The organism is Streptomyces sp. NPDC046977 (genome assembly GCF_040644455.1).
GTDB lineage: Bacteria > Actinomycetota > Actinomycetes > Streptomycetales > Streptomycetaceae > Actinacidiphila.
In genome coordinates, this window is sequence record NZ_JBEYWO010000009.1 from 81,421 (window position 1) to 101,047 (window position 19,627).

At 74.2% G+C, this 19,627-nt stretch carries 17 protein-coding genes; 5 read left to right on the forward strand and 12 right to left on the reverse strand.

Going from position 1 to position 19,627, the window contains the following annotated elements:
• Positions 1-145: 145 nt before the first annotated feature.
• The 5 genes from ABZ883_RS15995 to ABZ883_RS16015 form a co-directional block, all read right to left on the reverse strand.
• Entirely contained in the window at positions 146-970 is an 825-nt protein-coding gene (locus ABZ883_RS15995; RefSeq protein WP_360906235.1) for a polysaccharide deacetylase family protein, read from the reverse strand.
• A gap of 52 nt (positions 971-1,022) precedes the next feature.
• The gene (locus ABZ883_RS16000; protein ID WP_360906236.1) at positions 1,023-1,976 is read right to left on the reverse strand and encodes a glycosyltransferase family 2 protein; all 954 of its coding nucleotides are present in this window, start codon (positions 1,974-1,976) and stop codon (positions 1,023-1,025) included.
• Positions 1,973-2,770, reverse strand: a complete 798-nt coding sequence (locus tag ABZ883_RS16005) for a glycosyltransferase family 2 protein (RefSeq protein WP_360906237.1) — start codon at positions 2,768-2,770, stop codon at positions 1,973-1,975. Before ABZ883_RS16005 ends, ABZ883_RS16000 begins: the two co-directional genes overlap by 4 nt.
• Positions 2,771-3,280: 510 nt before the next feature.
• A complete protein-coding gene (locus tag ABZ883_RS16010) occupies positions 3,281-4,378 on the reverse strand; it encodes a GNAT family N-acetyltransferase (RefSeq protein ID WP_360906238.1) in 1,098 nt (365 codons plus the stop codon).
• Between the two features lies 1 nt (position 4,379).
• On the reverse strand, positions 4,380-4,784 hold the full coding sequence (locus tag ABZ883_RS16015; RefSeq protein ID WP_360906239.1) for a hypothetical protein: 405 nt from the start codon (positions 4,782-4,784) through the stop codon (positions 4,380-4,382).
• A 299-nt stretch (positions 4,785-5,083) separates the two neighbouring features.
• Here ABZ883_RS16015 and ABZ883_RS16020 point away from each other — a divergent pair, with 299 nt between their 5' ends.
• Complete coding sequence (locus ABZ883_RS16020) at positions 5,084-5,875, forward strand: SGNH/GDSL hydrolase family protein (protein WP_360906240.1); 792 nt, start codon at positions 5,084-5,086, stop codon at positions 5,873-5,875.
• Between the two features lie 55 nt (positions 5,876-5,930).
• Here ABZ883_RS16020 and ABZ883_RS16025 read toward each other — a convergent pair whose 3' ends face one another.
• The 4 genes from ABZ883_RS16025 to ABZ883_RS16040 all read right to left on the reverse strand — a co-directional run bounded on the left by ABZ883_RS16025 (position 5,931) and on the right by ABZ883_RS16040 (position 12,327).
• A complete protein-coding gene (locus ABZ883_RS16025; RefSeq protein ID WP_360906241.1) occupies positions 5,931-7,604 on the reverse strand; it encodes a serine/threonine-protein kinase in 1,674 nt (557 codons plus the stop codon).
• A gap of 91 nt (positions 7,605-7,695) precedes the next feature.
• Complete coding sequence (locus ABZ883_RS16030) at positions 7,696-9,339, reverse strand: nickel transporter (protein WP_360906242.1); 1,644 nt, start codon at positions 9,337-9,339, stop codon at positions 7,696-7,698.
• Positions 9,336-10,703, reverse strand: coding sequence for a tetratricopeptide repeat protein (locus ABZ883_RS16035; protein WP_360906243.1), 1,368 nt, complete (start codon positions 10,701-10,703; stop codon positions 9,336-9,338). Before ABZ883_RS16035 ends, ABZ883_RS16030 begins: the two co-directional genes overlap by 4 nt.
• A gap of 79 nt (positions 10,704-10,782) precedes the next feature.
• Positions 10,783-12,327, reverse strand: coding sequence for a DUF4331 domain-containing protein (locus ABZ883_RS16040; RefSeq protein ID WP_360906494.1), 1,545 nt, complete (start codon positions 12,325-12,327; stop codon positions 10,783-10,785).
• A gap of 245 nt (positions 12,328-12,572) precedes the next feature.
• Here ABZ883_RS16040 and ABZ883_RS16045 point away from each other — a divergent pair, with 245 nt between their 5' ends.
• Together ABZ883_RS16045 and ABZ883_RS16050 are read left to right on the forward strand one after the other, a co-directional pair.
• On the forward strand, positions 12,573-13,334 hold the full coding sequence (locus tag ABZ883_RS16045; protein ID WP_360906244.1) for an anti-sigma factor: 762 nt from the start codon (positions 12,573-12,575) through the stop codon (positions 13,332-13,334).
• 116 nt (positions 13,335-13,450) lie between these two features.
• Positions 13,451-13,714 carry a hypothetical protein gene (locus tag ABZ883_RS16050; protein ID WP_360906245.1) on the forward strand — a complete coding sequence of 88 codons (264 nt, stop codon included), beginning with the start codon at positions 13,451-13,453 and terminating at the stop codon, positions 13,712-13,714.
• Between the two features lie 170 nt (positions 13,715-13,884).
• Here ABZ883_RS16050 and ABZ883_RS16055 read toward each other — a convergent pair whose 3' ends face one another.
• The 3 genes from ABZ883_RS16055 to hmgA are packed head-to-tail and all read right to left on the reverse strand — an operon-like array spanning position 13,885 to position 17,202.
• Positions 13,885-15,120, reverse strand: a complete 1,236-nt coding sequence (locus ABZ883_RS16055; RefSeq protein WP_360906246.1) for a type ISP restriction/modification enzyme — start codon at positions 15,118-15,120, stop codon at positions 13,885-13,887.
• 22 nt (positions 15,121-15,142) lie between these two features.
• The gene (locus ABZ883_RS16060; RefSeq protein WP_360906247.1) at positions 15,143-15,901 is read right to left on the reverse strand and encodes a GntR family transcriptional regulator; all 759 of its coding nucleotides are present in this window, start codon (positions 15,899-15,901) and stop codon (positions 15,143-15,145) included.
• Positions 15,898-17,202: a homogentisate 1,2-dioxygenase gene (gene hmgA / locus ABZ883_RS16065; RefSeq protein WP_360906248.1), complete on the reverse strand. Its 1,305-nt coding sequence runs from the start codon at positions 17,200-17,202 to the stop codon at positions 15,898-15,900. The genes ABZ883_RS16060 and hmgA overlap by 4 nt, the downstream gene beginning before the upstream one ends.
• Positions 17,203-17,280: 78 nt before the next feature.
• On the opposite strand from hmgA, the gene ABZ883_RS16070 reads away from it, so the two are divergent.
• Positions 17,281-17,952 (forward strand): TetR/AcrR family transcriptional regulator, encoded by a 672-nt coding sequence (locus ABZ883_RS16070; RefSeq protein WP_360906496.1) that lies wholly within the window; start codon positions 17,281-17,283, stop codon positions 17,950-17,952.
• Positions 17,953-18,221: 269 nt separating this feature from the next.
• On the forward strand, positions 18,222-19,616 hold the full coding sequence (locus ABZ883_RS16075; protein ID WP_360906249.1) for an aldehyde dehydrogenase family protein: 1,395 nt from the start codon (positions 18,222-18,224) through the stop codon (positions 19,614-19,616).
• Positions 19,617-19,627: the final 11 nt, after the last annotated feature.

The window sequence follows — 19,627 nt, forward strand, 5'->3', positions numbered from 1 at the left end:
GTAGGCGTTGCGGAACAGCTGGTTCCCGCCGCGCTTCGCCGCGGCGGACGCGGTTGCGGGATCGCCGGCGGCCGCGCCGGCGGACGCCTGCCCGGGCGCCGGTTCGTCCCCGGGCGCGGTGGACGTGGCCGGCGTGGTGGTCGTCTCAGACACCGCTCTCGCGCACCTTCCGCACACCTCTGCGGGCTCTGCGCACCAGGGAGTACCCCTGGGTCAGGACCCGGTCCACCGCGAAATTGCGGGCGACGGCGCGCCCTTCGACCAGCCGCTCGAACTCCTCGGTCCCCGTGCTGCGGCGGACCGTCACCCGGGCCAGCGCGTAGGGGCTCTGGCGGCGCGGGTCGGCGAGGGCGTTGCCCACGGCGAGCGCCGCGCCGAAACCGGCCGTGCGCACGGCCTGCCGCACCCGGCGGGTGGAGTAGCCGTACGGGTAGGCGAAGGAGGACGGGGCCGCGCCCAGTTCGTCGTGCAGGATCTCCTTGCAGCGCAGCAGCTCGAACCAGAGGCGCTTGTCGCCGAGTTGGTCCAGCTGCGGATGGCTGTGGCTGTGCCCGCCGATCTCGGTGCCGGCGTCGCGCAGTTCGCGCACCTGGTCCCAGTCGAGCATGGTGTCCAGCGCGGCGCCCGGCAGTTCGTACGCGCCGCGCAGCCAGCCGGTCGAGACGAAGAGCGTCGAGGCGAAGCCGAGGCCCTTGAGCACGGGGAGGGCGTGCCGGTGCACGCCCTCGTAGCCGTCGTCGAAGGTGATCAGCACCGGGCGGTGCGGCAGTGCCCGCCCCTCGCGCCAGGCGGACGCCAGCGCGGACGTGCCGAGCGGGGTGAACCCGCGGTCCTCCAGCAGCGCCATCTGCTCGGCGAAGGCCGCGGGGGTCACGGACAGCCCCCTGGTCGCCCGGGCGGGCGTGTCGGTGACGGCGTGGTACATCAGGATCGGCACGGGGCCGTCCCGCCGTCCGTCGTACTCGGTCATACGAGGGCACCTCCCGGTGTGCGGTGGACGGACGGCAGGGGGACGGCCGGTCTCACGGCGTGGCCTCCCCCCGGGTGCGCAGTCGGGCGACGGCATACCCGGCCGCCGTGGTCGCCACACCGGTCACGATGGCGCCGGCCCGCCCGGCGCCGCCGGGCCGGCCGAACAGGGCGTCGCGCAGTCCGCGCGCGGCGCCGGCGGGCAGAACGCGGGTGGCGTACCGGCGTTCGGTCTCCAGTCCCGCCTCGGTGCCGACGCTGCGGGTGACCAGCGCCTTGGACAGCCCCTCCGCGTAGCAGCGGGTCCGGAAGTAGGCGAAGCGCTCCCGGGCGGCGGGGACGCGGTGCCAGATCACGGCGCGGTCGTCGATGAGCAGCAGCGCGCCGGGCTTGGCCTGCGCGAGGCGGATGCAGAACTCCGTCTCCTCGCAGCCCAGCGGGCGTTTGTCGCCGTCGCGGCCGATACCGGTCGCGAAGCCGCCCGCGATGTCGAAGGCGGTGCGGCGGAACGCGGCGTTGCCGCCGAGGACGTTGCGCACCGGGGCCCGGCCGGGCGGCTGGCCCCGGTAGGACGCCCCCACCACCCAGTCGAACTCCTCCGGGAACCAGGCCGGCCGGTGCCCGGAGGCCCAGACCGGCCGGGTGCGCCCGCCGACGCCCAGGACGAGCGGGTCCTCCAAGGCGTCGGCGAACCAGTGCAGCCAGTCGCGTTCGGCGACCGCGTCGTCGTCGAGGAAGGCGACGGCCTCGCCGGTGGACGCCTCGATCCCGGTGTTGCGGCCGGCCGACAGTCCGCGCGGCCCGGCGTTGGCGAGCACCCGCACCGGGGTTCCGGCGTAGTGCTCCACCAGCCGGGCCCGGAGCGCGGGGTTGTGGTCGACGACCAGCAGCACCTCGTGGGCGGGCAGGCTCTGCGCCCGCACCGAGGCCACGGCGGCGAGGATGTCGCCCCAGCGGTCCTCGGTGTAGACGCAGATCACCACGGACACCGGGGTCCGTCCGGTCACCGGACGTCCTTGCGGCGTGCGGCGCGGCGCTCGTTCTTCTCCTGCACGATGACCTTCAGCACCCGTAAGCCGTCGCGCACCGCGCGCAGGTTGCTCACGCCGTGGATGCGGACGTACTCGTGGCTGGGGATCTCCTGCACCTTCAGGCCGGCCGTGACGACTCTGATGTTCATCAGGGTCTCGACCTCGAAGCCGGTGCAGTCCAGCGTGATCTTGTCCAGGCAGTGCCGCCAGAACGCGTTGTAGCCGTAGCACAGATCGGTGTAGCGGGCCCCGAACTTGGCGTTGACCACGGCGCACAGGACGCGGTTGCCGAGCTTGCGGATGGGGGTCATGTCGTCCGTGCCGCCGCCGTTGGCGAAGCGCGAGCCCTTGGCGAAGTCGGCGCCCCCGACCAGGGCGGAGACATAGGAGACGATCTCCGACCCGTCCGCCGAGCCGTCGGCGTCCACCATCACGATGATCTCGCCGGTGCAGGCGGCGAAACCGCTGATCAGGGCGTCGCCCTTGCCCTTGCCGGTCTGCGTCACGATGCGGACGTCCGGCCACAGTTCACGGGCGACCTCGATGGTGCCGTCGGTGGAGTTCCCGTCGACGAGGACCACTTCGTGGATCCACGACGGCAGGGTCGCGAAGACATGCGGCAGGTTCTCCGCCTCGTTCATCGCCGGGATGACCACGCTGACGAGCGGAGCGATCGCCAAGTGCGTGGAGACCGGCGTGAAATGGTCCGGCGCGAGGACCGCGGTCGGCTGCGCGTGCCCGGTGACTGCCGGGCGCAGAGACGAGCTCATGAGTCTGTTTTCCCTCTCGTCCGGTGGGTCGCCCGCCCCGGGCGCCCTCTGGTGTGCCGGTTCGAAAGGGGGGTTGTCTCACCCCGCCCGGGAATCCGCGCATGCGGGGCATGGCGGTGTCCCCTGTGCTGGCGGGCCGGGTGAGTGGACATGCGTGACTGGCCGCGCGGCTCGCGACTCGGCACACACGTTCCGGTGACCGAGCACGGCACCCCCCTACCGCGCCCCGCGCTCTTCCTGTGGCGACTGTCCGGCCCTCCCCTTGAGCCGCTTTGCAGAACAGGTCGATGCGGGTGGATGTATGACGATATTGACGGTTGGAACTCTATGGCAAGTCTCGTGAGAGTGAATACCGTTTCACGGATTTGGCGAATACTCGTCCTGAAGGGTCCTGAAGATCCGGGAGAGTCATGGTGGGTCCCGTGGAACGCTAGTAGATCCCGATCAGTGCGGATCAATACCGATCAACCGTGTTGAAAGCTATTGATCATTCCTGTGACGCAATGTCCGTTATTGTGCTCCGGCGCGCAACCGCCCCATACGCTTGAGGAATCGGTCCGCCGGCTCGCGAAGAACGGGGTGCGCCGTGACCGCGTTGCGCAGGGCGCGCACCGGCGCACGCCGGGCGCGATGACCCAGCGCCACCGGGTGCGGCCGGGTCACCCAGCCCTCCGAGACGGTCAGGTCGCGGGTCTTCAGGGATTCCTTGTACTCCTTGTGACCGCGCCCGAGGTCGAGATGGGCCACCCCGTCGGCCGCCGCCCCCTCCGCCATCCGCAGATGCAGCACCAGCCCCGGCGAGTACTTCGAGAACTGCGGGTCGTACGCCGGGAACCAGCAGGCCAGCACCGCCGGCGTGCGCATCCCGAAGTGCGCGGCGATCGGCCGGTCACCCGCGTACAGCACCGACAGCAGGCCGCTGAAGGACTCCTCGCGCGTGTGGAAGAGATGCTCCACCAGGTCGACGATCCAGGGCCGCGCGAAGCGGTCGCTGCGCCCGGTTCTTCGGTACTGCGCCGACTTCCACCCCATCAGCGTGCGCAGCGCGCCGACGTCGCGCTCGTCGTGCACGTAGCGCACCTCGCCGACGTCCCGGCCGAGCTTGCGCTCCTTGGCGAGCGTCGTGCGCACGAACTTCGGCGAGTGGCTGCGAAGATGGCCGAGATACGCCTCGTAGCCCTGTTCGACGTCCATGACGGGCGACGCGTACGTACCGGTGGCCCCCTCCTCGAAGGGCTTCTGGCCCTCCACGAGGTGGTCGAACTCCCAGACGGCCAGCCCGCAGGCGCGCAGCAGCTCCCGGGCGTCCCACTGGAACCCGGGCCGGTGCACGAGCCCCTGGCAGTCCGAGAGCCCCAGCCCGATCGCCCGGCCCACGCCGGCCGCCGAGCGCTGGAACGGGAAGAAGGCGACCGGGTCGCCGTCCTCGCGGACCACCGCGACACGCACGCCCCGGTGGTGGTGGGCCACGGCGGAGGTGAAACCGGGTGACAGGAAGGGATTGCCGAGCTGCGGGCTGCCCATGGCGACCGCCTGGCTCTGCACGCGGGTCCAGGCCGCCCGGTCGGCGGCGGTGAGCTCGCCGGGGCGGTACACGGTGATGTCCACTTTACGGAGTCCGCCTTCTCTCGGCCCGGCCACGGGAGTGCCGCACGAGCGGCAGCAGGAACAGCACGGCACTGACCGCCGCGACCGCGGCGACCCCGCCGCGCACCGACCACATGTGCAGCGCGAGCATCCCCTGCGCCACGAGCAGGTCGATCACGACGGTGCCGCCCACGGCGACGACCGCCCGGCTGAGCGGGTCGAGGCCGCGCAGCCCGGCGGCGAGTGCCGCGGCGGGCGCGGCGAGCAGGAAGAAGAAGGTGAACGGCGCCCGGACGGGCGAGGCGATGTCCGCGAGCGCGAGCACCGCGCCGACCCCGCCGACTCCCACGGCGGCGCCCGCGAGCAGCGGTAGTGATTCCTTGCCGATCGGGTGACCGGACGCGTTGTCTGTGTGCGTTGGTTGCATTGGCGACTTTGCCCCCCAAAACGCCGGATGCAGACGTTCAATGTCGCTCAATTCGGGCGCGGGCGTCAAGGAAGGAGGGAACAGAAGCGGCCGCCCTGCCCGGACCGGGTGGCGGGCCGGGCAGACGTGGACGATTTCCCCCGAACTGCCCGGCGGCGGGCGGCCGTTTGTTCGGTACGCCGGGGCGGCCCCCGGGGGCGCGCGGGCCCGGCGTGCCCACCGCCTCGGCACCGGCACGTCCCTGGCGGGGTGTCAGGCGGTGCGCGCGACGCGGCGGGGATCCTGCTAAGGGAGATTGCATGAGACTGTCCCGATTCGCGTCAGCCGCGTCCGCGTTCGTCCTCGCCGCCGCACTCGCCCTGACCGGTGCCGGCCCGGCACACGCCGCGGGCCCCGTGTACGTGGCCCTCGGCGACTCCTACGCCTCGGGTGTCGGCGCGGGGAGGTACCAGACCTCCAGCGGCGGCTGCTACCGCAGCAGCAGGGCGTACCCCCGGCTGTGGGCCGACAGGCATACTCCGTCCGGGTTCTCTTTCACCGCCTGTTCCGGCGCCACCACCACCGATGTGATCAACCGTCAGCTCGGGCCGCTGAACGCCGCCACGACGCTGGTCAGCGTCACCGTCGGCGGCAACGACGCGGGCTTTGTCGGCGTCATGACCACCTGCCTGCTCAGCGTGTCCAGCGCCTGCCTGGACCGGATCGACCAGGCCCGCGACTACATCGAGAACCGGCTCCCGGCCCGACTGGACGCCGTCTACGACGCCATCGCCGACCGGGCGCCGGCGGCCCGCGTGGTCGTCGTCGGCTACCCGCACTTCTACCGGCTGGGGACGTCCTGCATCGGCCTCACCCAGGCCAAGCGCAGGGCGATCAACGACGCCGCCGACCTCCTCGACACCGTCACCGCCAAGCGCGCCGCCGACCACGGCTTCGCCTTCGGCGACGTCCGCGGCACCTTCGGCGGCCACGAGCTCTGCGCCGGATCGGCGTGGCTGCACAGCCTGACGATCCCGGTCTACGAGTCGTACCACCCCACCGCCGCGGGCCAGTCCGGCGGCTACCTCCCGGTGTTCACCGCGGCCGCCTGACCCGCGGCACCCGTGCCGTGCGGGGGCCGGTGCACGGCCCCCGCACGCGGGGTGGTCAGGGCGAGGCGGCCGTGCCCGTGGGGGACGGCGACGACGAGTCCGCCGACGGGGAGGCCGCGCGGCACGTGACGGTGAACGGGACGCGTTCCGACACCAGCGCCACCGGGGCGCCGATCTCCAGCGTCATCGAGTCCTCCCAGGTGGCGTCCGGCAGGTACGACAGCTCGACGTGCTCGACCGTACGGCTGCCGTCCCCGCCGGCCGGGAAGTCGAGCGTCCGCCACACCGGGTCCCCGCCGGTCCCGCTCACCGTCCGCCAGCGGTAGGAGACCCTCGCGGGGGTCCGGTCCACCGTCACGGCCGCGGAGAAGGCCGGCGCCTCCGCCTCCGGCGGCGGGCAGGTGCCCGTCCAGCTGTCCCGCACCGCGTGGACGGAGACATGGACGTTCACCGGGACCGGCGGGTGCGACGTGCCGGAGGACGTCCCCGAGCCCGCGCCGTGACCGCCGGAGGGCGACGCGGAGCCCGTGCCGCCGGCCGGCGAGGAGGCGGCCGGCGAGGAGGCCCCGCCGTCCGTCGTCACCGCCGGGGAGGTCACGACGGCGTCGTTGGCACCGCCCGTCGTGGCCGTCGACCCGGAGCCGGCCGCGCCGCCCCCGTCGTCGTTCAGCAATGCGTACGCCGCGCCGCCCGCGCCCACCACCAGGGCGAGCACCCCCGCCGCCAGCGCCACGACCGCCCGCCGGGGCCGCCCCGTCGCCCCGTCGGCCGGCGGCCCGTCACCCGGGGGCACACCGAGGGGCGTCGTGTGCACCGGCGTGCGCTCCTGCTCCCGGTCGCGCACCGGCTGCGGCGCGGTGACGGTCAGGGCGGCCTCGGTCGGCGCGTAGGCCGCGGCGACCGTGCCCGGTCCCGGCGAGCGCCCGGACGCCACGGCGTCCAGCTGCCGTTGCGCTTCCGCGGCGGGCAGGCGGACCGCGGGGTCCTTCTCCAGCAGCCCCGCGATCAGCGGCCCGAGCGGGCCCGCCCGCCGGGGCGGCGGCAGCGGCTCGTCCACGACCGCGCGCATCGTGCTCAGCGCCGTGTCGCGCCGGAAGGGCGAACCGCCCTCCACCGCGACGTACAGCAGCACGCCCAGCGACCACAGGTCGGACGCCGCGCCGGGGCGGCGCCCCAGCGCGCGCTCCGGCGCCAGGAACTCGGGCGAGCCGACCAGTTCGCCGGTGCGGGTGAGCGCCGAGGTGCCCTCGATCATCGCGATGCCGAAGTCGGTGAGCACCACCCGGCCGTCGTTGCCGATCAGCACATTGCCGGGCTTGACGTCCCGGTGCAGCACACCGGCGGCGTGCGCGACCCGCAGCGCGGCCAGCACCTTGGACCCGATCTCCGCCGCCCGGCGCGGCGCCATGGGCCCCTCGGCGTCGAGCACGTCGGCCAGCGTCAGCCCGCGGATCAGCTCCATGACGATCCACGGGTTGCCGTCCGCCATCGCCACGTCGTAGACCTTGACCACGTTCGGGTGCTCCACCCGCGCGGCGGCGCGGCCCTCCTGCTCCAGCCTCGCGTAGAGGCGTGCGGTGTCGCGCTCGTCGAACCCGGGTGGCGCCTTGACCTCCTTGATCGCCACCTCGCGGCCCAGCAGCTCGTCACGGGCGAGCCAGACCACGCCCATGCCCCCGCGGCCCAGTTCGCCGATCAACCGGTAGCGCTCCGCCACGACCCGTGTCATCGGCGGTTCCCCCCTTCGTCGCGCCCGCTGCCCAGCATGACCGAACTTCCCACCGGGCGAACCCTTTAGGCGGGAACCTCCCCCGCCGTCGTCAACCGAGCGTCGCCGCCGCGCCCCTGAGCACCAGGCCGCAGCCGAGCACCAGCACCACCGACGCGGTCGCCAGCGGCACCAGACGCCGCGCCGCCGTCAACACCCGTCCCCGGAACAGCCCTTGGCGCAGCGATGCCCGGCCGGCCAGCCGGCCCAGGCGCACGACGGCGAAGCCCGCCGCCGTGAGCGTGGCGGCCAGGCCCGCGCCGTACGCCAGCACCAGCAGGAAGCCGAACCACGCCTGCCCGAGTGCCGCGGCGCCGACGAGCACGACGACGGCGGACGGGCTGGGGACCAGGCCGCCGGCGAAGCCGAGCAGGATCGTGCCGCGGAGGGTGGGACGGGGCTCGTGGACATGCGGGTGGGGGTGCGGGTGTGCTGCCGGGGCCGGGGCCGGGGCCGGGGCCGGGGCCTCGGCGGTCAGGACGGCGGTGGCGGTGGCGGTGGCCGTGGATGTGGCGGGTGTGGGGGAGCGGTGGTGCGGGGCGTGCGTGTGGTCGTGGTCGTGGTCGTGGTCGTGCGAGTGGCCGTGGCCGTGGCCGTGATCGTGTCCGTGTCCGTGGCTGTGCGCGTGGTCCCGGCCCCGCAGCCGCCACGCCCTGCGGAGCAGCGCCGCCCCCGCGAAGGCGACCAGGACGCCGCTGGCGATGCCCAGCCAGGCGATGACCGAGGGCGCGGCCGCCGACCCCGTCGTCACCAGCAGGCCCAGGCCGAACACCCCGAGCGTGTGCGTGACCGTCACCGACGCGCCGAGGGCGACCATGTCCCGCCGTGAGCGGCGGCCGCCCGCCGCCGCCGCGGCGGCCATCAGCGTCTTCCCGTGACCGGGGGCGAGCGCGTGCATCGCGCCCAGCGCCAGCGCCGTGAGCAGGGCCAGCGCGGCGAAGCCCGGGGTGAGCGCGTGCCGGGACACCAGCCCGGTGAGGGCCTGCGTCCAGCGGTCCGCGCCGCGCGGCAGCACACCGCTCCCGGGCGCCGCGGTGCCCGGGTCCGCCGCGGCGCCGAGCGCCGGTCCGCCGGGCGTCACGCGCAGCCGCGCCGACCGCTCGTCGGCGGGGGAGGACAGCAGGTCCCCCGGGTAGGCCGTCAGGCGTCGCGACACCGACGTGCCGGGGACGTCGGTGGCGGCGAGGGTCGTACGGTCGCCGCGCGCCGTGATCTCCCGCCAGCCGGGCCCGGTGCCGATGTCGGCCGGACGGTACGTCAGCGTGACCGACCCGGCGCGGGGCAGGGGCGCCGTCAGCCGGCACTCCACGCGCAGCGTCGTCAGCCCCGCCTGCCCCGGCCGTACGGCGGCGCTCGCCGCGTCCACCCGGACCGGGACGTCCCGCCCGTCCGCCGCGGCCCGCGCGCCGTCCGCCGCGGCGCCGCAGCGCTCGCGTGCCCAGGCCGCCAACTCGGGCCGCGCCAGGCTTCCGTCGCCGTTCCGGTCGACGGCCGGCACCGCTTGGGCGGCGGGGATCTCCGCGAGGTCCTCGACGTGGTCGACACGCAGCGTGCCGGGCACGACGACCAGTCCGTCGTAGCGGTTGACGGTGAAGTTGCCGAGCGGGTGCGCCTGCGCCTGCCCGGCGGGCAGTATCGCCAGCGCGGCGGCGGCTGCCGCCACAGCGGCCGCCGCGGCTGTCCTGCGCCGGATCATGACGGGTCTCCTTCGGTGCGAGCGAGGGCCGCGCGGGCGGCGGGGGCGCCGGTCGGGGAGAAACCGGGGTTCAGGCGCAGGGCGGCGGCCAGCGACGCGCGGGCCGCCGGCTGCTTGCCGAGGGCGGCCTCGATGACGCCGCGGTGGTACAGGAAGGCCGCGTTGCGGTAGCCGGGCGCGGAGGAGCGCTCCGCGTACGGCAGGGCCTCCCGGTCCCGGCCGTTGACGTGCAGGGCCCAGGCGAGGGCGTCGGCGGTGTGCACGGTCTGCCGGCGCGCCCACTCCGCGCGGGCGGCGCGCAGCGCCTCGCGCGCGTCGCCGTGGTCGGCGGCGACCAGGGCCGCGTCCAGGTCCGTCGCGACGCCGTTCGCCTTGGCGAGCGCGATCCACGTGCCGACCACCGCGAACTGCTCCCGCGCTCTGCCCGGCTGCCCGGCGGCCTCGTACAGCTCGCCCAGCTCGGCGAGTTGGGCGGGGAGCGGGTAGCGGCGCACGACCTCGGCCAGGTCGCGGACGGCCCTGGCGCGGTCGCCGCGCGCGGCGTACGCCCGGCCGCGGCCCTCGACCGCCGGCAGGTAGCCGGGGGACGCGCGCAGGGCGGTGGCGTACTGGCCCAGTGCCTCCGCGTAGTGCCCCTGGCTCCACGCGAGCTGGCCCAGCGCCGTGGCGACGTAGGCGGTGTCGCCGGGTGTGCTCGCGGAGTCCAGGGCCCGGGTCAGCACGCGGCGGGCGCCCGCGGCGTCCCCCCGCAGTTCGCGGACGTACGCGAGGCGGGTGAAGACGGGGATGCCGGGCCGCAGCGTGTCGGCGTGCTCGGCGGCGGCCAGGGCGGCGTCGTACCGGCCGAGTTCGACCAGGGCGTCCACGCGGACCGCCAGGGCGCGTTCGTTCCACGGGTTGGTGCGCAGGGCGCGGTCGGCGGCGCTCAGGGCGGTGCGGAAGTCGTGGCGGGCGGCGGCGAGGGCGGCCTGCCCGGCGAGCGCGGCGTCGTTGCCGTCGGGGGTGATCCGCAGCGAGCGGGCGAGTGCCGCCTCGGCCTGCGGGTAGCGGGTGGGGTCGCCGGAGGTGCGGGCCTGCTCGACGTAGGCCGCTCCGAGCACCGCCCACCCGGAGGAGTCCTCCGGCTGGGCGCGCAGGTGCTTCTGGAGCCCCGCGATGCCGCCCGCGAGGTCTCCTGCCGCGAGCCGGTCCAGCGGGGCGTCACCGGTCCGCGCGGCTGCCGCCGCCGGACCGGTTCGGTCGCCGGCCCGGCCGGGGGAGCCGCCGAGCACCAGCGCACCCGCGGTGAGCGCCAGCGCCAGGCCCAGCGCCAGCGCGGTGAAGAGGACGGCGGTGCGCAGCCGGCCCAGGGGCGGTGCGTCCATGGCTGCCTGCCTTTCGGGTGGGTGGGAGCCCCGGCCGGGGCGAGGGGAGTCACGCCCCGGCCGGGAGCGGGACCGGCGGTCAGGCCCGGTGGGCCCGCGCGCGGACCGGGCGGCGGCGCATCCGCCACCACACCAGCGCGGCGCCGACGAGCAGCACACCCGCGCCACCGGAGGCGGCGGAGGCGATCAGGACGGTGTTGTCGCCGCCGCCGGGACCCTGCATCAGGCCGCCGGCGTTGAGCTGGGTCACCCCGTCGGTCCGGGACGAGTCGGTCGTCGCCGCCTTCGCCAGGGGGCCGTCCGAACCGGAGCTCGGCAGGGCGACATAGGGGAAGCTCGCCCCGAAGGCCTGGTCGTTGGCGTTGACCGCGTCACCGAGGTCGTTCTTGGCGCCGACGAGTTCGCCCTCGACCACCTGGAGCGCGATGTCCACGACGTCGTCGGTCAGCCGGCGCCCGTTCGGGAAGCCGGCGGTGTCGCCGTCGAGGACGCCGAGCCGCTTGGGCTGCGCGGCGGGCGGTACCGCCGTGTTGAGCCGCAGCATCTCCGACGGGCGGACGTGCGGCGGCTGGTTGAGCTTGGGCACGCCGGTCAGGAAGACCTGGACGAGGTCGTTGCGCGGGGTGGCCGGGGCCTTGATCTTGTAGATGCCCTCGATGAGCTTCGGCAGCTCGGGCTCGGTCACGTTCTTGAGGAACTGCGCGTCGTTCCAGGGCGACGAGGCGTTGAACCTGTCCTTGTCCTTGAGCGGGTTGACCACCTCGTTCACCAGGGGCATGCCGAGCCGGGAGACCTGCGCCCAGTCCCCGTTCGCGGTGCGCCGCTGGGTGGTGGACCAGATGCCGACGACCGGCTGCTTCGCGGACTGGCGTATCGCGGCGGTCGGGACCTGGAGGGCGACCGTGTTGACGTTGTAGCCCTTGAGGGTGTCGTCGCCGACCTCGGAGAGATTGCCTCCGTAGAGCAGGTCGAAGACCCGCAGGTCCAGGAAGAAGGGGTCATCGGACTGGCCGGCGAAGGCCGTCGTGCCGCGGCCCAGCTCCTTGACGGCCTGCTGCCGCAGGGCGTTGTAGTCCGGCATCGACGCCTTGCCGACGTTGGACGGCGCCACCGGCACGTCGTTCGCGACCTTGTAGCGGCCGGTCACGTGCTGGTTGTGCAGCCGGAAGAGGTCGATGTCGTACGTCTGGAAGAAGTTCAGGTCCGGGTCGCCCAGGCTGGTGACCGGGCCGGTGTTGTAGAGGAACGTCTTCTTGTTGCGGACGTGGTCCTGGAACGTCCACCGGTAGAGGTAGTCGCCCTGGGCGTCGCCGTCGTTGTCGATGTGGATGTCGTACTGGGCGTCGTCGGCGAACTTGTAGAAGTTCGGGCCGCCGGCCGGGTCCTCGAACGGGATCCAGTTCGCCACCAGCGTGGTGGTGTCCGGGCGGTCGGGGCTGACGAACGCGTAGACGTCCGTGGTGTCGTACTGCGGCTGGCCCGAGATCAGCGGCGCCTCCCGGTGGCTGGAGGCCTCCGCGGCGTCCGGTGCCAGCACGGTGGCGCCCGCCGCGGCGAGCCCCCCCGCGGCCAGGGTGCCCGCCGTGATCAGGGCGATCGCACGGGATCGCCCGATCCGGGCCATGAGCCTGTTCCTGAGTTCTGCGGTCATCGCGTCGGTCCTTCGCGAGTGCGGCCCCTCCCCCTTGGAAGAGGTCCTGCGAGAGGTGTTCGGGACCGGGGGGCGGGGCGGATTGGCGGAGCCCGATGAATTTGCGTCACAGATTTGTCACGTGATAATGGGGACAACCGGAGTCCCCGGCCCCGGAGTTGGGGCCGGTGCCCGCGCCGGGTGCGGGCCCGGCGCCCGACGGGAAGCAGGGGAGCGAGATGAGACGCCCCGTGCACGAACTGGCCGAGCCCTACGCCCTGGACACCCTGCGGCCCCGCGAAGTGCGCCGGTTCGAGGCCCATCTGCTGCGGTGCGACGCCTGCGCGCAGCGGGTGGGCGGACGGGGCGGCCAGGGCGGGGAGGGCACGGTGTGGCAGGGCGGCACCGGACAGGTGGCGCTGGGGGAGGTGTTGGAGCACACCGGCGGTCCGCGGTGGGAAAGGGGCGCACGCCCCGGAGCGCACCACCGATGGCGCTGGGGCAGGCCCCCGGCGGTCCGCCTGGCGGCATTCGCCGCGGCCGCCGCGCTCGCCCTCGCCGCGGTGCTGGGCGTCCTGCTCCACCGCGCCGGGGAGCGGTTGGAGCGGGAACGGGCGCGCACGCAGGCGGTCACCGAGGTACTGACCGCGAGCGACGCACGGCCCGCCTACACCAGCGACGACCACGGCCGCGGCATGACCGCGGTCTGCTCGCGGGTGCTGCGGCGGGCGGTGGTGACGGTGCAGGGCCTGCCCCGTCCGCCCGAGGGCCGGGTGTACCAGGTGTGGCTGGTCAGCGAGCGCCCGGAGGCGTACCGGTCGATCGGGGTGCTCGAGGACGGTCCCGGCGGGGGCGACACGCCCGGGCCGCTGGTCGCCTCCGGGCTGGACGGGAGGTCGTACGCGTTCACCGTGACGATTGAGCCGAGTGGCGGATCGCCGCAGCCCACCGCGGACCCGGTGGCCCAACTGCCCCTGCTGGCCCTCGGAATCGACACATGACCGTCAACCCCCTTGACGTACAGGTGAATCCGGTAACGGGGATGCGTAGGTGACGCCACGGGACGATAGGGTTACCCTGCCCGGTGCCGGGTGCCCTCGAATGGGTGGGGAGTGTCATGGATCAGATAGCAATGCGAGGCAGGGCGCGAGTGCCTGCCATCACCTGCGGGAGCAGCACGTCCAGTGCGCGGCTCGACCGCCATCTTTCGGTGCTGGCCGGTCCGGCCGCGCCGCAGCGGGAGGCGGAGGAGGCCACGCTGCTGATGCGTGAGCTGACCTCGCGCGACCACGTGCGGACGAACGCGAACCGTGGAGCCCGTGTGTCGCTGTTCGCGCCGCTGCGGCGGCTGCGGCGCTCGCTCTTCGGGGGCCGCGGCTGACCCGAGGGCGTCCCTGACGCTCGCGCACGCGAACAGGCTCGGGCGAACACACCGTCCCGGCACCACGCCGCTCATGCGACGTGTCGGTGTGTTCCTCCGGGCCTGTTGTCATGTCGACTTGTGGCCAGATGGTCACATAGTCATGTCGAGGTGGTGAGCGGCCAGGCGGATCAGAGCAGGACGAACTGCCCGTCCGGGCCCTCCTCGTGGTGATCGAGCACGGACGCCGGACGCCGCGCCGCCTCCGGCACCGGCAGGACACGCGCCGCCCGCAACTCCCCGGCCCCGACGACGGGGCCCGCGGCCACCCGTGCCGCCAGGGCCCGGCGGTGCGGACGCTCCTCCGCCAGCAGCGCCAGCACACTGATCAGCTCCAGCAGTTCGGTCGTGCGGGCCCGCGGCCAGGACGCCGGGCGCACGGCGTCCAGCGTGCCCGCCGCCCCCGGCTCCGTACGGAGGGCGAACCAGGTCTCCAGCACCCGGGTGCCGCCCGCGTGGAACTCCCAGGCCGCCTCCGGCACCGGGGCGATCCGCCCCTCCCCGAGCACCAGCGCCTCCTCCTCCGCGTCCCAGGAGGGCGGCTCCCGCGGCACGTCCGGCAGGGCGGCCCGCACATACGGCCGCCGGCCGCCCGGCAGCCGGGGATGGCCCGCGGGCCGGTCCGCCGCCGGATCGGCGTACCGCGCCCCGCGCGTGTGCAGCCAGAGCAGCCGGCGGCCGAGCGCGACGCCCTGCGCCCACAGCTCCGGGTCGGCCGTCAGCGGCACCTCGACCGGGCCGCCGGCCGTGCCCGCCGCGGCGACCCAGGCGAGCATGTCCTGCGCCGGGACCGGCACGCCCAGCCGGGCCGCGAGATGGTCGAGCAGCCCGGGCGCGACGTTGGGGTCGGCCCCGCCGGGGCGGCGGAAGAGCGGACGGACGCGGCCGGGCCGGCCGGCGGGCGAGTGCCCGTCGGGCAGCAGCGCGGAGAAGGTCAGCGGTGGCCCCGGGACCTGCGGCAGCCGGGCGAGCTCGACCGCGTACAGCTGGTGGGTGTCGTCCGCGACGCGCCACAGCTCCGGGCGGGCGGCGTCGATCAGCCGCTGGTCCGGCAGCAGCCACTGCTGGTCGTACGGGCCGTGCAGCACCCGCACCGGCTCGGCGCTGGGCCCGTCCTCGCGCTCCAGCCGCGCGGTGGACACGGGGTGGCCCGGCAGCTGGGCGACGCCGGTGTGCGTCGTACGCGCCCGTGACGGATGGAACAGGCGCTCGCGCTCGTCGCCTTCGGCGCGCAGCAGCCGGTCCCAGCGGGCGGTGAGAGTGGCGGCCTCGGGAGCCAGCACCCAGGAGCGCCCCAGGCGCAGGGGCGCGGTGGACCACGGCATCAGGTCTGCCAGCGTCGGCGCTTCATCGCTCACCGTGAGCATGCTACTTAAGGCCCCTCACCCCTCAGGGTGCCTCCATGGTGACGGTGAAGGAGAAGCGGTCCCCGCGGTAGTGGATGCGCACGACATCGACGACGCGCCCCGACTCGTCGTAGCTCACCCCCGTGCAGTGCAGGATCGGGCTGAGCAGCGGCACCCGCAGCAGGCGTGCGGTGTCCGGATCGGCGAGACGGGCCTCCACGGTGTCGGTGATCCGGCTGATCCGCACCCCCAGGGCGTCGCGCAGCACCTTCGTCATCGGCCAGCGGGCCAGGTCCGCCAGGTCGATCCGCTCCGCGAGCTCGGGCAGCACGAAGTTCTCCGCCCAGTTGACCGGCTCACCGGTCTCGTCGCACCGCAGCCTGCGGTACGCCACCGTCCCCGCCACTCCGGGGAAGTACTCGGCGTACTCCGCGGGCACCGGTTCGGGCCCGTGCCCGAGCACGCTCGTGCGCTCCCCGGACTGCTGGGCCACGATCGCGTCGACCGAGCCCAGCAGCCGGACCGGGGCACCGCGCCGCGCCGCCGGCTCGATGAACGTGCCGCGCCGGCGGTGCCGGCTGATCAGCCCCTCCTCCTCCAGCTCCTTGAGCGCCTGCCGCATGGTCAGCACGCTCACCCCGTAGTGCCCGGCCAGGACGTCCTCGGTCGGCAGCCGCAGCGGGGCGTCCGGCCTGCGGCCGAGTATCGAGGCGCGCAGCGACTGCGACACCTGGTACCACAAGGGCAGCTTGCGGTTCAGGACCAGCGAGTCGGGGGCGAAGAGGCCGGGGCTCGTCGTCATGGCCTGAAGTGTCGCTCAAGCCCCCGCCACACTTCGTCGTACCCCCGCTGCAGGTGCTCCGCCGCCAGTGCCTGCGCCGTGGGCACGACCGGCCAGCGCGTCTCGAACATGAACGCCAGCCCGTCGTCGATCTTCTGCGGCACCAGCTCCGCACCGCTGGCCTTGTCGAAGGTGGTCCGGTCCGGGCCGTGCGCCGACATCATGTTGTGCAGCGAGGCGCCGCCGGGCACGAAGCCCTCGGCCTTGGCGTCGTACGCCCCTTCCACGAGCCCCATGAACTCGCTCATCACATTGCGGTGGAAGTACGGCGGCCGGAAGGTGTCCTCGCCGACCAGCCAGCGCGGCGCGAAGACCACGAAGTCGGCGTTGGCCAGGCCGGGGGTGTCGGAGGGCGAGGTCAGCACCGTGTAGATCGACGGGTCGGGGTGGTCCCAGCTGACCGAGCCGATCACATTGAAGCGGCGCAGGTCGTACACGTACGGCACCAGGTTGCCGTGCCAGCCCACGACGTCCAGCGGCGAGTGGTCGTACTCGGCGGCCCAGAGGTTGCCGCCGAACTTGTTGACCACCTCCACGGGCTCCTCGCGGTCCTCGTACGCGGCGACGGGCGCCATGAAGTCCCGGGCGTGCGCCAGCCCGTTCGCCCCGATGGGGCCGAGGTCGGGGAGGCGGAAGTGCTGCCCGTAGTTCTCGCAGACGTAGCCGCGCGCGTCGGCGTCCAGCAGCTCGACACGGAAGCGCACCCCGCGCGGGACGAGCGCGACGTGCCCCGGCTCGGCGGCCAGCAGGCCGAGTTCGGTGCGGAGCAGCAGGCCGCCGCGCTCCGGCACGATCAGCAGCTCGCCGTCGGAGGACGAGAAGACCCGGGCGTCCATCGAGCGGTTGGCGGCGTACCAGTGGATGCCGATGCCCTCGCGGCGCAGCACGTCGCCGTTGCCGCCGACGGTGACCAGGCCGTCCACGAAGTCCGCCGGGCCCTGCGGTATCGGCAGCGGACTCCAGCGCAGCCGGTTGGGATCGGCCTCGGTCTCCTGGAAGGGCGCGCTGCGCAGCGCGCCGTTCGCGATCCGCCGGAAGGGCGGGTGCGCGGCCGAGGGGCGGATGCGGTACAGCCACGAGCGGCGGTTGTGATGCCGCGGTTCGGTGAACGCGGTGCCGCTCAGCTGCTCCGCGTACAACCCGAGCGGGGCGCGCTGCGGGGAGTTGCGGCCCACCGGGACGGCGCCCGGCACGGCCTCGCTGACGTGCTCGTTGCCGAAGCCCGGAAGGTACTCCAGGTCCTTGATCTCAGTGCTGGTCACGATTCCTATGGTCAAGCAGAGGAATCCGGCCCGCAAGGGGTCGTCGGGCACCTGTGGAAAACCTGTCCGACCGGCATGATGAGTCCCGTGCAGAGCAGCGGCAGCGGTCTCCGGCGGGTCCCCGTCCAGCAGCGCAGTGCCGAACGCCTCGCCCGGATCCTCGACGTGGCGGCGGCGGTCCTCGACGAGGGCGGTTACGAGGAGCTGAGCACCCGTGCCGTGGCCGCCCGTGCCGGGGTCCCGATCGGCTCGGTCTACCGCTTCTTCTCCAACAAGCGCGCGATGGCCGACGCGCTGGCCCGCCGCAACCTGGAGAAGTACCTCGCCGGTGTCACCGCCCTGCTCGACGCCGCCGGGCCCGGCGCGCCAGGCACGGACACCGGCGCCGGCGACCGGCGTCGCGTGGCCGACCTGGTCGACTTGGTCGACGTCGTTGTCGACCACTACGTCGCCATGCGCCGCACGGTGCCCGGCTTCGCCCTCGTCAGCTTCGCCGGACCCGCCCCGGGAGCCGCCGCGAACGACGAGGCCAACCACCAACTCGCCGACGGCCTGCGGTCGCTGCTCGCGGGCCGGCTCGGCGTGACGGCCGGCGAGGAACGGCTGCGCACCGCCTTCGTCGTCGGTGTCGAGGCGGCCGACGCGCTGCTGAAGCTGGCCTTCCGTACCGATCCCGAGGGCGACGCCGTCCTCGTCGCCGAGACCAAGGAACTGCTGCGGGCCTACCTCGCCCGCGTCCTGGACGCCTGAGGGAGCCCGTCCGCCGCGGGTTCCGCCGGGCGGCGCGGGATCGCTACCCCACATGCCTACCGGTCGGTATGGTGTGCCGACGAGGGCGTCCCCGTTCACCCGGAAGGATGGGACGGCGGACGGCGGCCTGCTTCACCCGCCCGTGCGCGACGGCCTCCCCGCCCGGGTCGCCACCGCGTGGTCCACTGCACGGAGTGCCGCCCTGGCACCAAAAAACTATCGGCGCTAGTTTGGGCGGGCCAAGGCAACGCCGCCCGGGAGGACAACGGATGAAGCCGCACGACGGGATGTACATCGACGGCGACTGGCGGCCCGCCGCCGGTACGGAGACGATCGCCGTCGTCAACCCCGCCGACGAGCAGGTGTTCGCCACCGTGCCCGCCGGCACCGCCGCCGACGTGGACGCCGCGGTGCGCGCCGCGCGCGCCGCCTTCCCCGGCTGGGCCGCCACGGCGCCCGCCGACCGGGCCGCCCGCATCGGCGCGCTGCGCGACGTGCTCGCCGCCCGCCGCGAGGAGATCGCCGAGACCGTGGCCGCCGAACTCGGCTCGCCCCTGGCCTTCGCCCAGGCCGTCCACGCCGACCTCCCCGTCAAGGTCGCCGGCTCGTACGCCGAACTCGCCGCGAGTCACGCCTTCGAGGAGCGGATCGGCAACTCCACCGTGTTCCACGAGCCGGTCGGCGTCGTCGGCGCGATCACGCCTTGGAACTACCCGCTGCACCAGATCGTCGCCAAGGCCGCCCCCGCCCTCGCCGCCGGCTGCACCGTCGTGCTCAAGCCCGCCGAGGACACACCGCTGGTCGCCCAGCTCTTCGCCGAGGCCGTCCACGAAGCGGGCCTGCCCGCCGGGGTGTTCAACCTTGTCACCGGTCTCGGCCCGGTCGCCGGGCAGGCGCTCGCCGCGCACGAGGACGTCGACCTGGTCTCCTTCACCGGCTCCACCGCCGTCGGCAAGCAGATCGCCGCCACCGCCGGTGCCGCGGTCAAGCGGGTCGCCCTGGAACTCGGCGGCAAGTCCGCCAACGTCATCCTCCCGAGCGCCGACCTCGCCAAGGCCGTCAACGTCGGCGTCGCCAACGTCATGTCCAACACCGGCCAGACGTGCAGCGCCTGGACCCGCATGCTCGTCCACCGCGACCAGTACGACGAGGCCGTCGCCCTCGCCGCGGCCGCCGCCGCGAAGTACGTCCCCGGTGAGCGCATCGGCCCCGTCGTCAACGCCAAGCAGCAGGCCCGCGTCCGCGGCTACATCGAGCAGGGCCTCGCCGAGGGCGCCCGCCTCGTCGCCGGCGGCCCCGACGCGCCCCGCGCGCTGGGCTACTGGGTCAGCCCCACGATCTTCGCCGACGTGCGCCCCGGCATGACCATCGCGCAGGAGGAGATCTTCGGCCCGGTCCTGTCGATCCTGGCGTACGAGGACGAGGACGACGCCCTGCGCATCGCCAACGGCACCGTCTACGGCCTCGCGGGCGCGGTGTGGGCGGGCGACGACGCCGAGGCCGTCGCCTTCGCCCGGCGCATGGAGACCGGCCAGGTCGACATCAACGGCGGCCGCTTCAACCCGTCCGCCCCCTTCGGCGGCTACAAGCAGTCGGGCGTCGGCCGCGAACTCGGCCCGCACGGCCTGGCCGAGTACCTTCAGACCAAGTCCCTCCAGTTCTGACCCCTCCCGAC

Bases quoted from the DNA above. Each gene is read 5' to 3' on its own strand.
- ABZ883_RS16020 (WP_360906240.1), top strand. From the start codon at position 5,084: ATGAGACTGTCCCGATTCGCGTCAGCCGCGTCCGCGTTCGTCCTCGCC.
- ABZ883_RS16025 (WP_360906241.1), bottom strand. From the start codon at position 7,604: ATGACACGGGTCGTGGCGGAGCGCTACCGGTTGATCGGCGAACTGGGC.
- ABZ883_RS16060 (WP_360906247.1), bottom strand. From the start codon at position 15,901: ATGACGACGAGCCCCGGCCTCTTCGCCCCCGACTCGCTGGTCCTGAAC.
- ABZ883_RS16035 (WP_360906243.1), bottom strand. From the start codon at position 10,703: ATGGACGCACCGCCCCTGGGCCGGCTGCGCACCGCCGTCCTCTTCACC.
- ABZ883_RS16045 (WP_360906244.1), top strand. From the start codon at position 12,573: ATGAGACGCCCCGTGCACGAACTGGCCGAGCCCTACGCCCTGGACACC.
- ABZ883_RS16040 (WP_360906494.1), bottom strand. From the start codon at position 12,327: ATGGCCCGGATCGGGCGATCCCGTGCGATCGCCCTGATCACGGCGGGC.
- ABZ883_RS16030 (WP_360906242.1), bottom strand. From the start codon at position 9,339: ATGATCCGGCGCAGGACAGCCGCGGCGGCCGCTGTGGCGGCAGCCGCC.
- ABZ883_RS15995 (WP_360906235.1), bottom strand. From the start codon at position 970: ATGACCGAGTACGACGGACGGCGGGACGGCCCCGTGCCGATCCTGATG.
- ABZ883_RS16050 (WP_360906245.1), top strand. From the start codon at position 13,451: ATGGATCAGATAGCAATGCGAGGCAGGGCGCGAGTGCCTGCCATCACC.
- ABZ883_RS16055 (WP_360906246.1), bottom strand. From the start codon at position 15,120: ATGCTCACGGTGAGCGATGAAGCGCCGACGCTGGCAGACCTGATGCCG.
- ABZ883_RS16015 (WP_360906239.1), bottom strand. From the start codon at position 4,784: ATGCAACCAACGCACACAGACAACGCGTCCGGTCACCCGATCGGCAAG.
- ABZ883_RS16070 (WP_360906496.1), top strand. From the start codon at position 17,281: ATGAGTCCCGTGCAGAGCAGCGGCAGCGGTCTCCGGCGGGTCCCCGTC.
- ABZ883_RS16075 (WP_360906249.1), top strand. From the start codon at position 18,222: ATGAAGCCGCACGACGGGATGTACATCGACGGCGACTGGCGGCCCGCC.
- ABZ883_RS16005 (WP_360906237.1), bottom strand. From the start codon at position 2,770: ATGAGCTCGTCTCTGCGCCCGGCAGTCACCGGGCACGCGCAGCCGACC.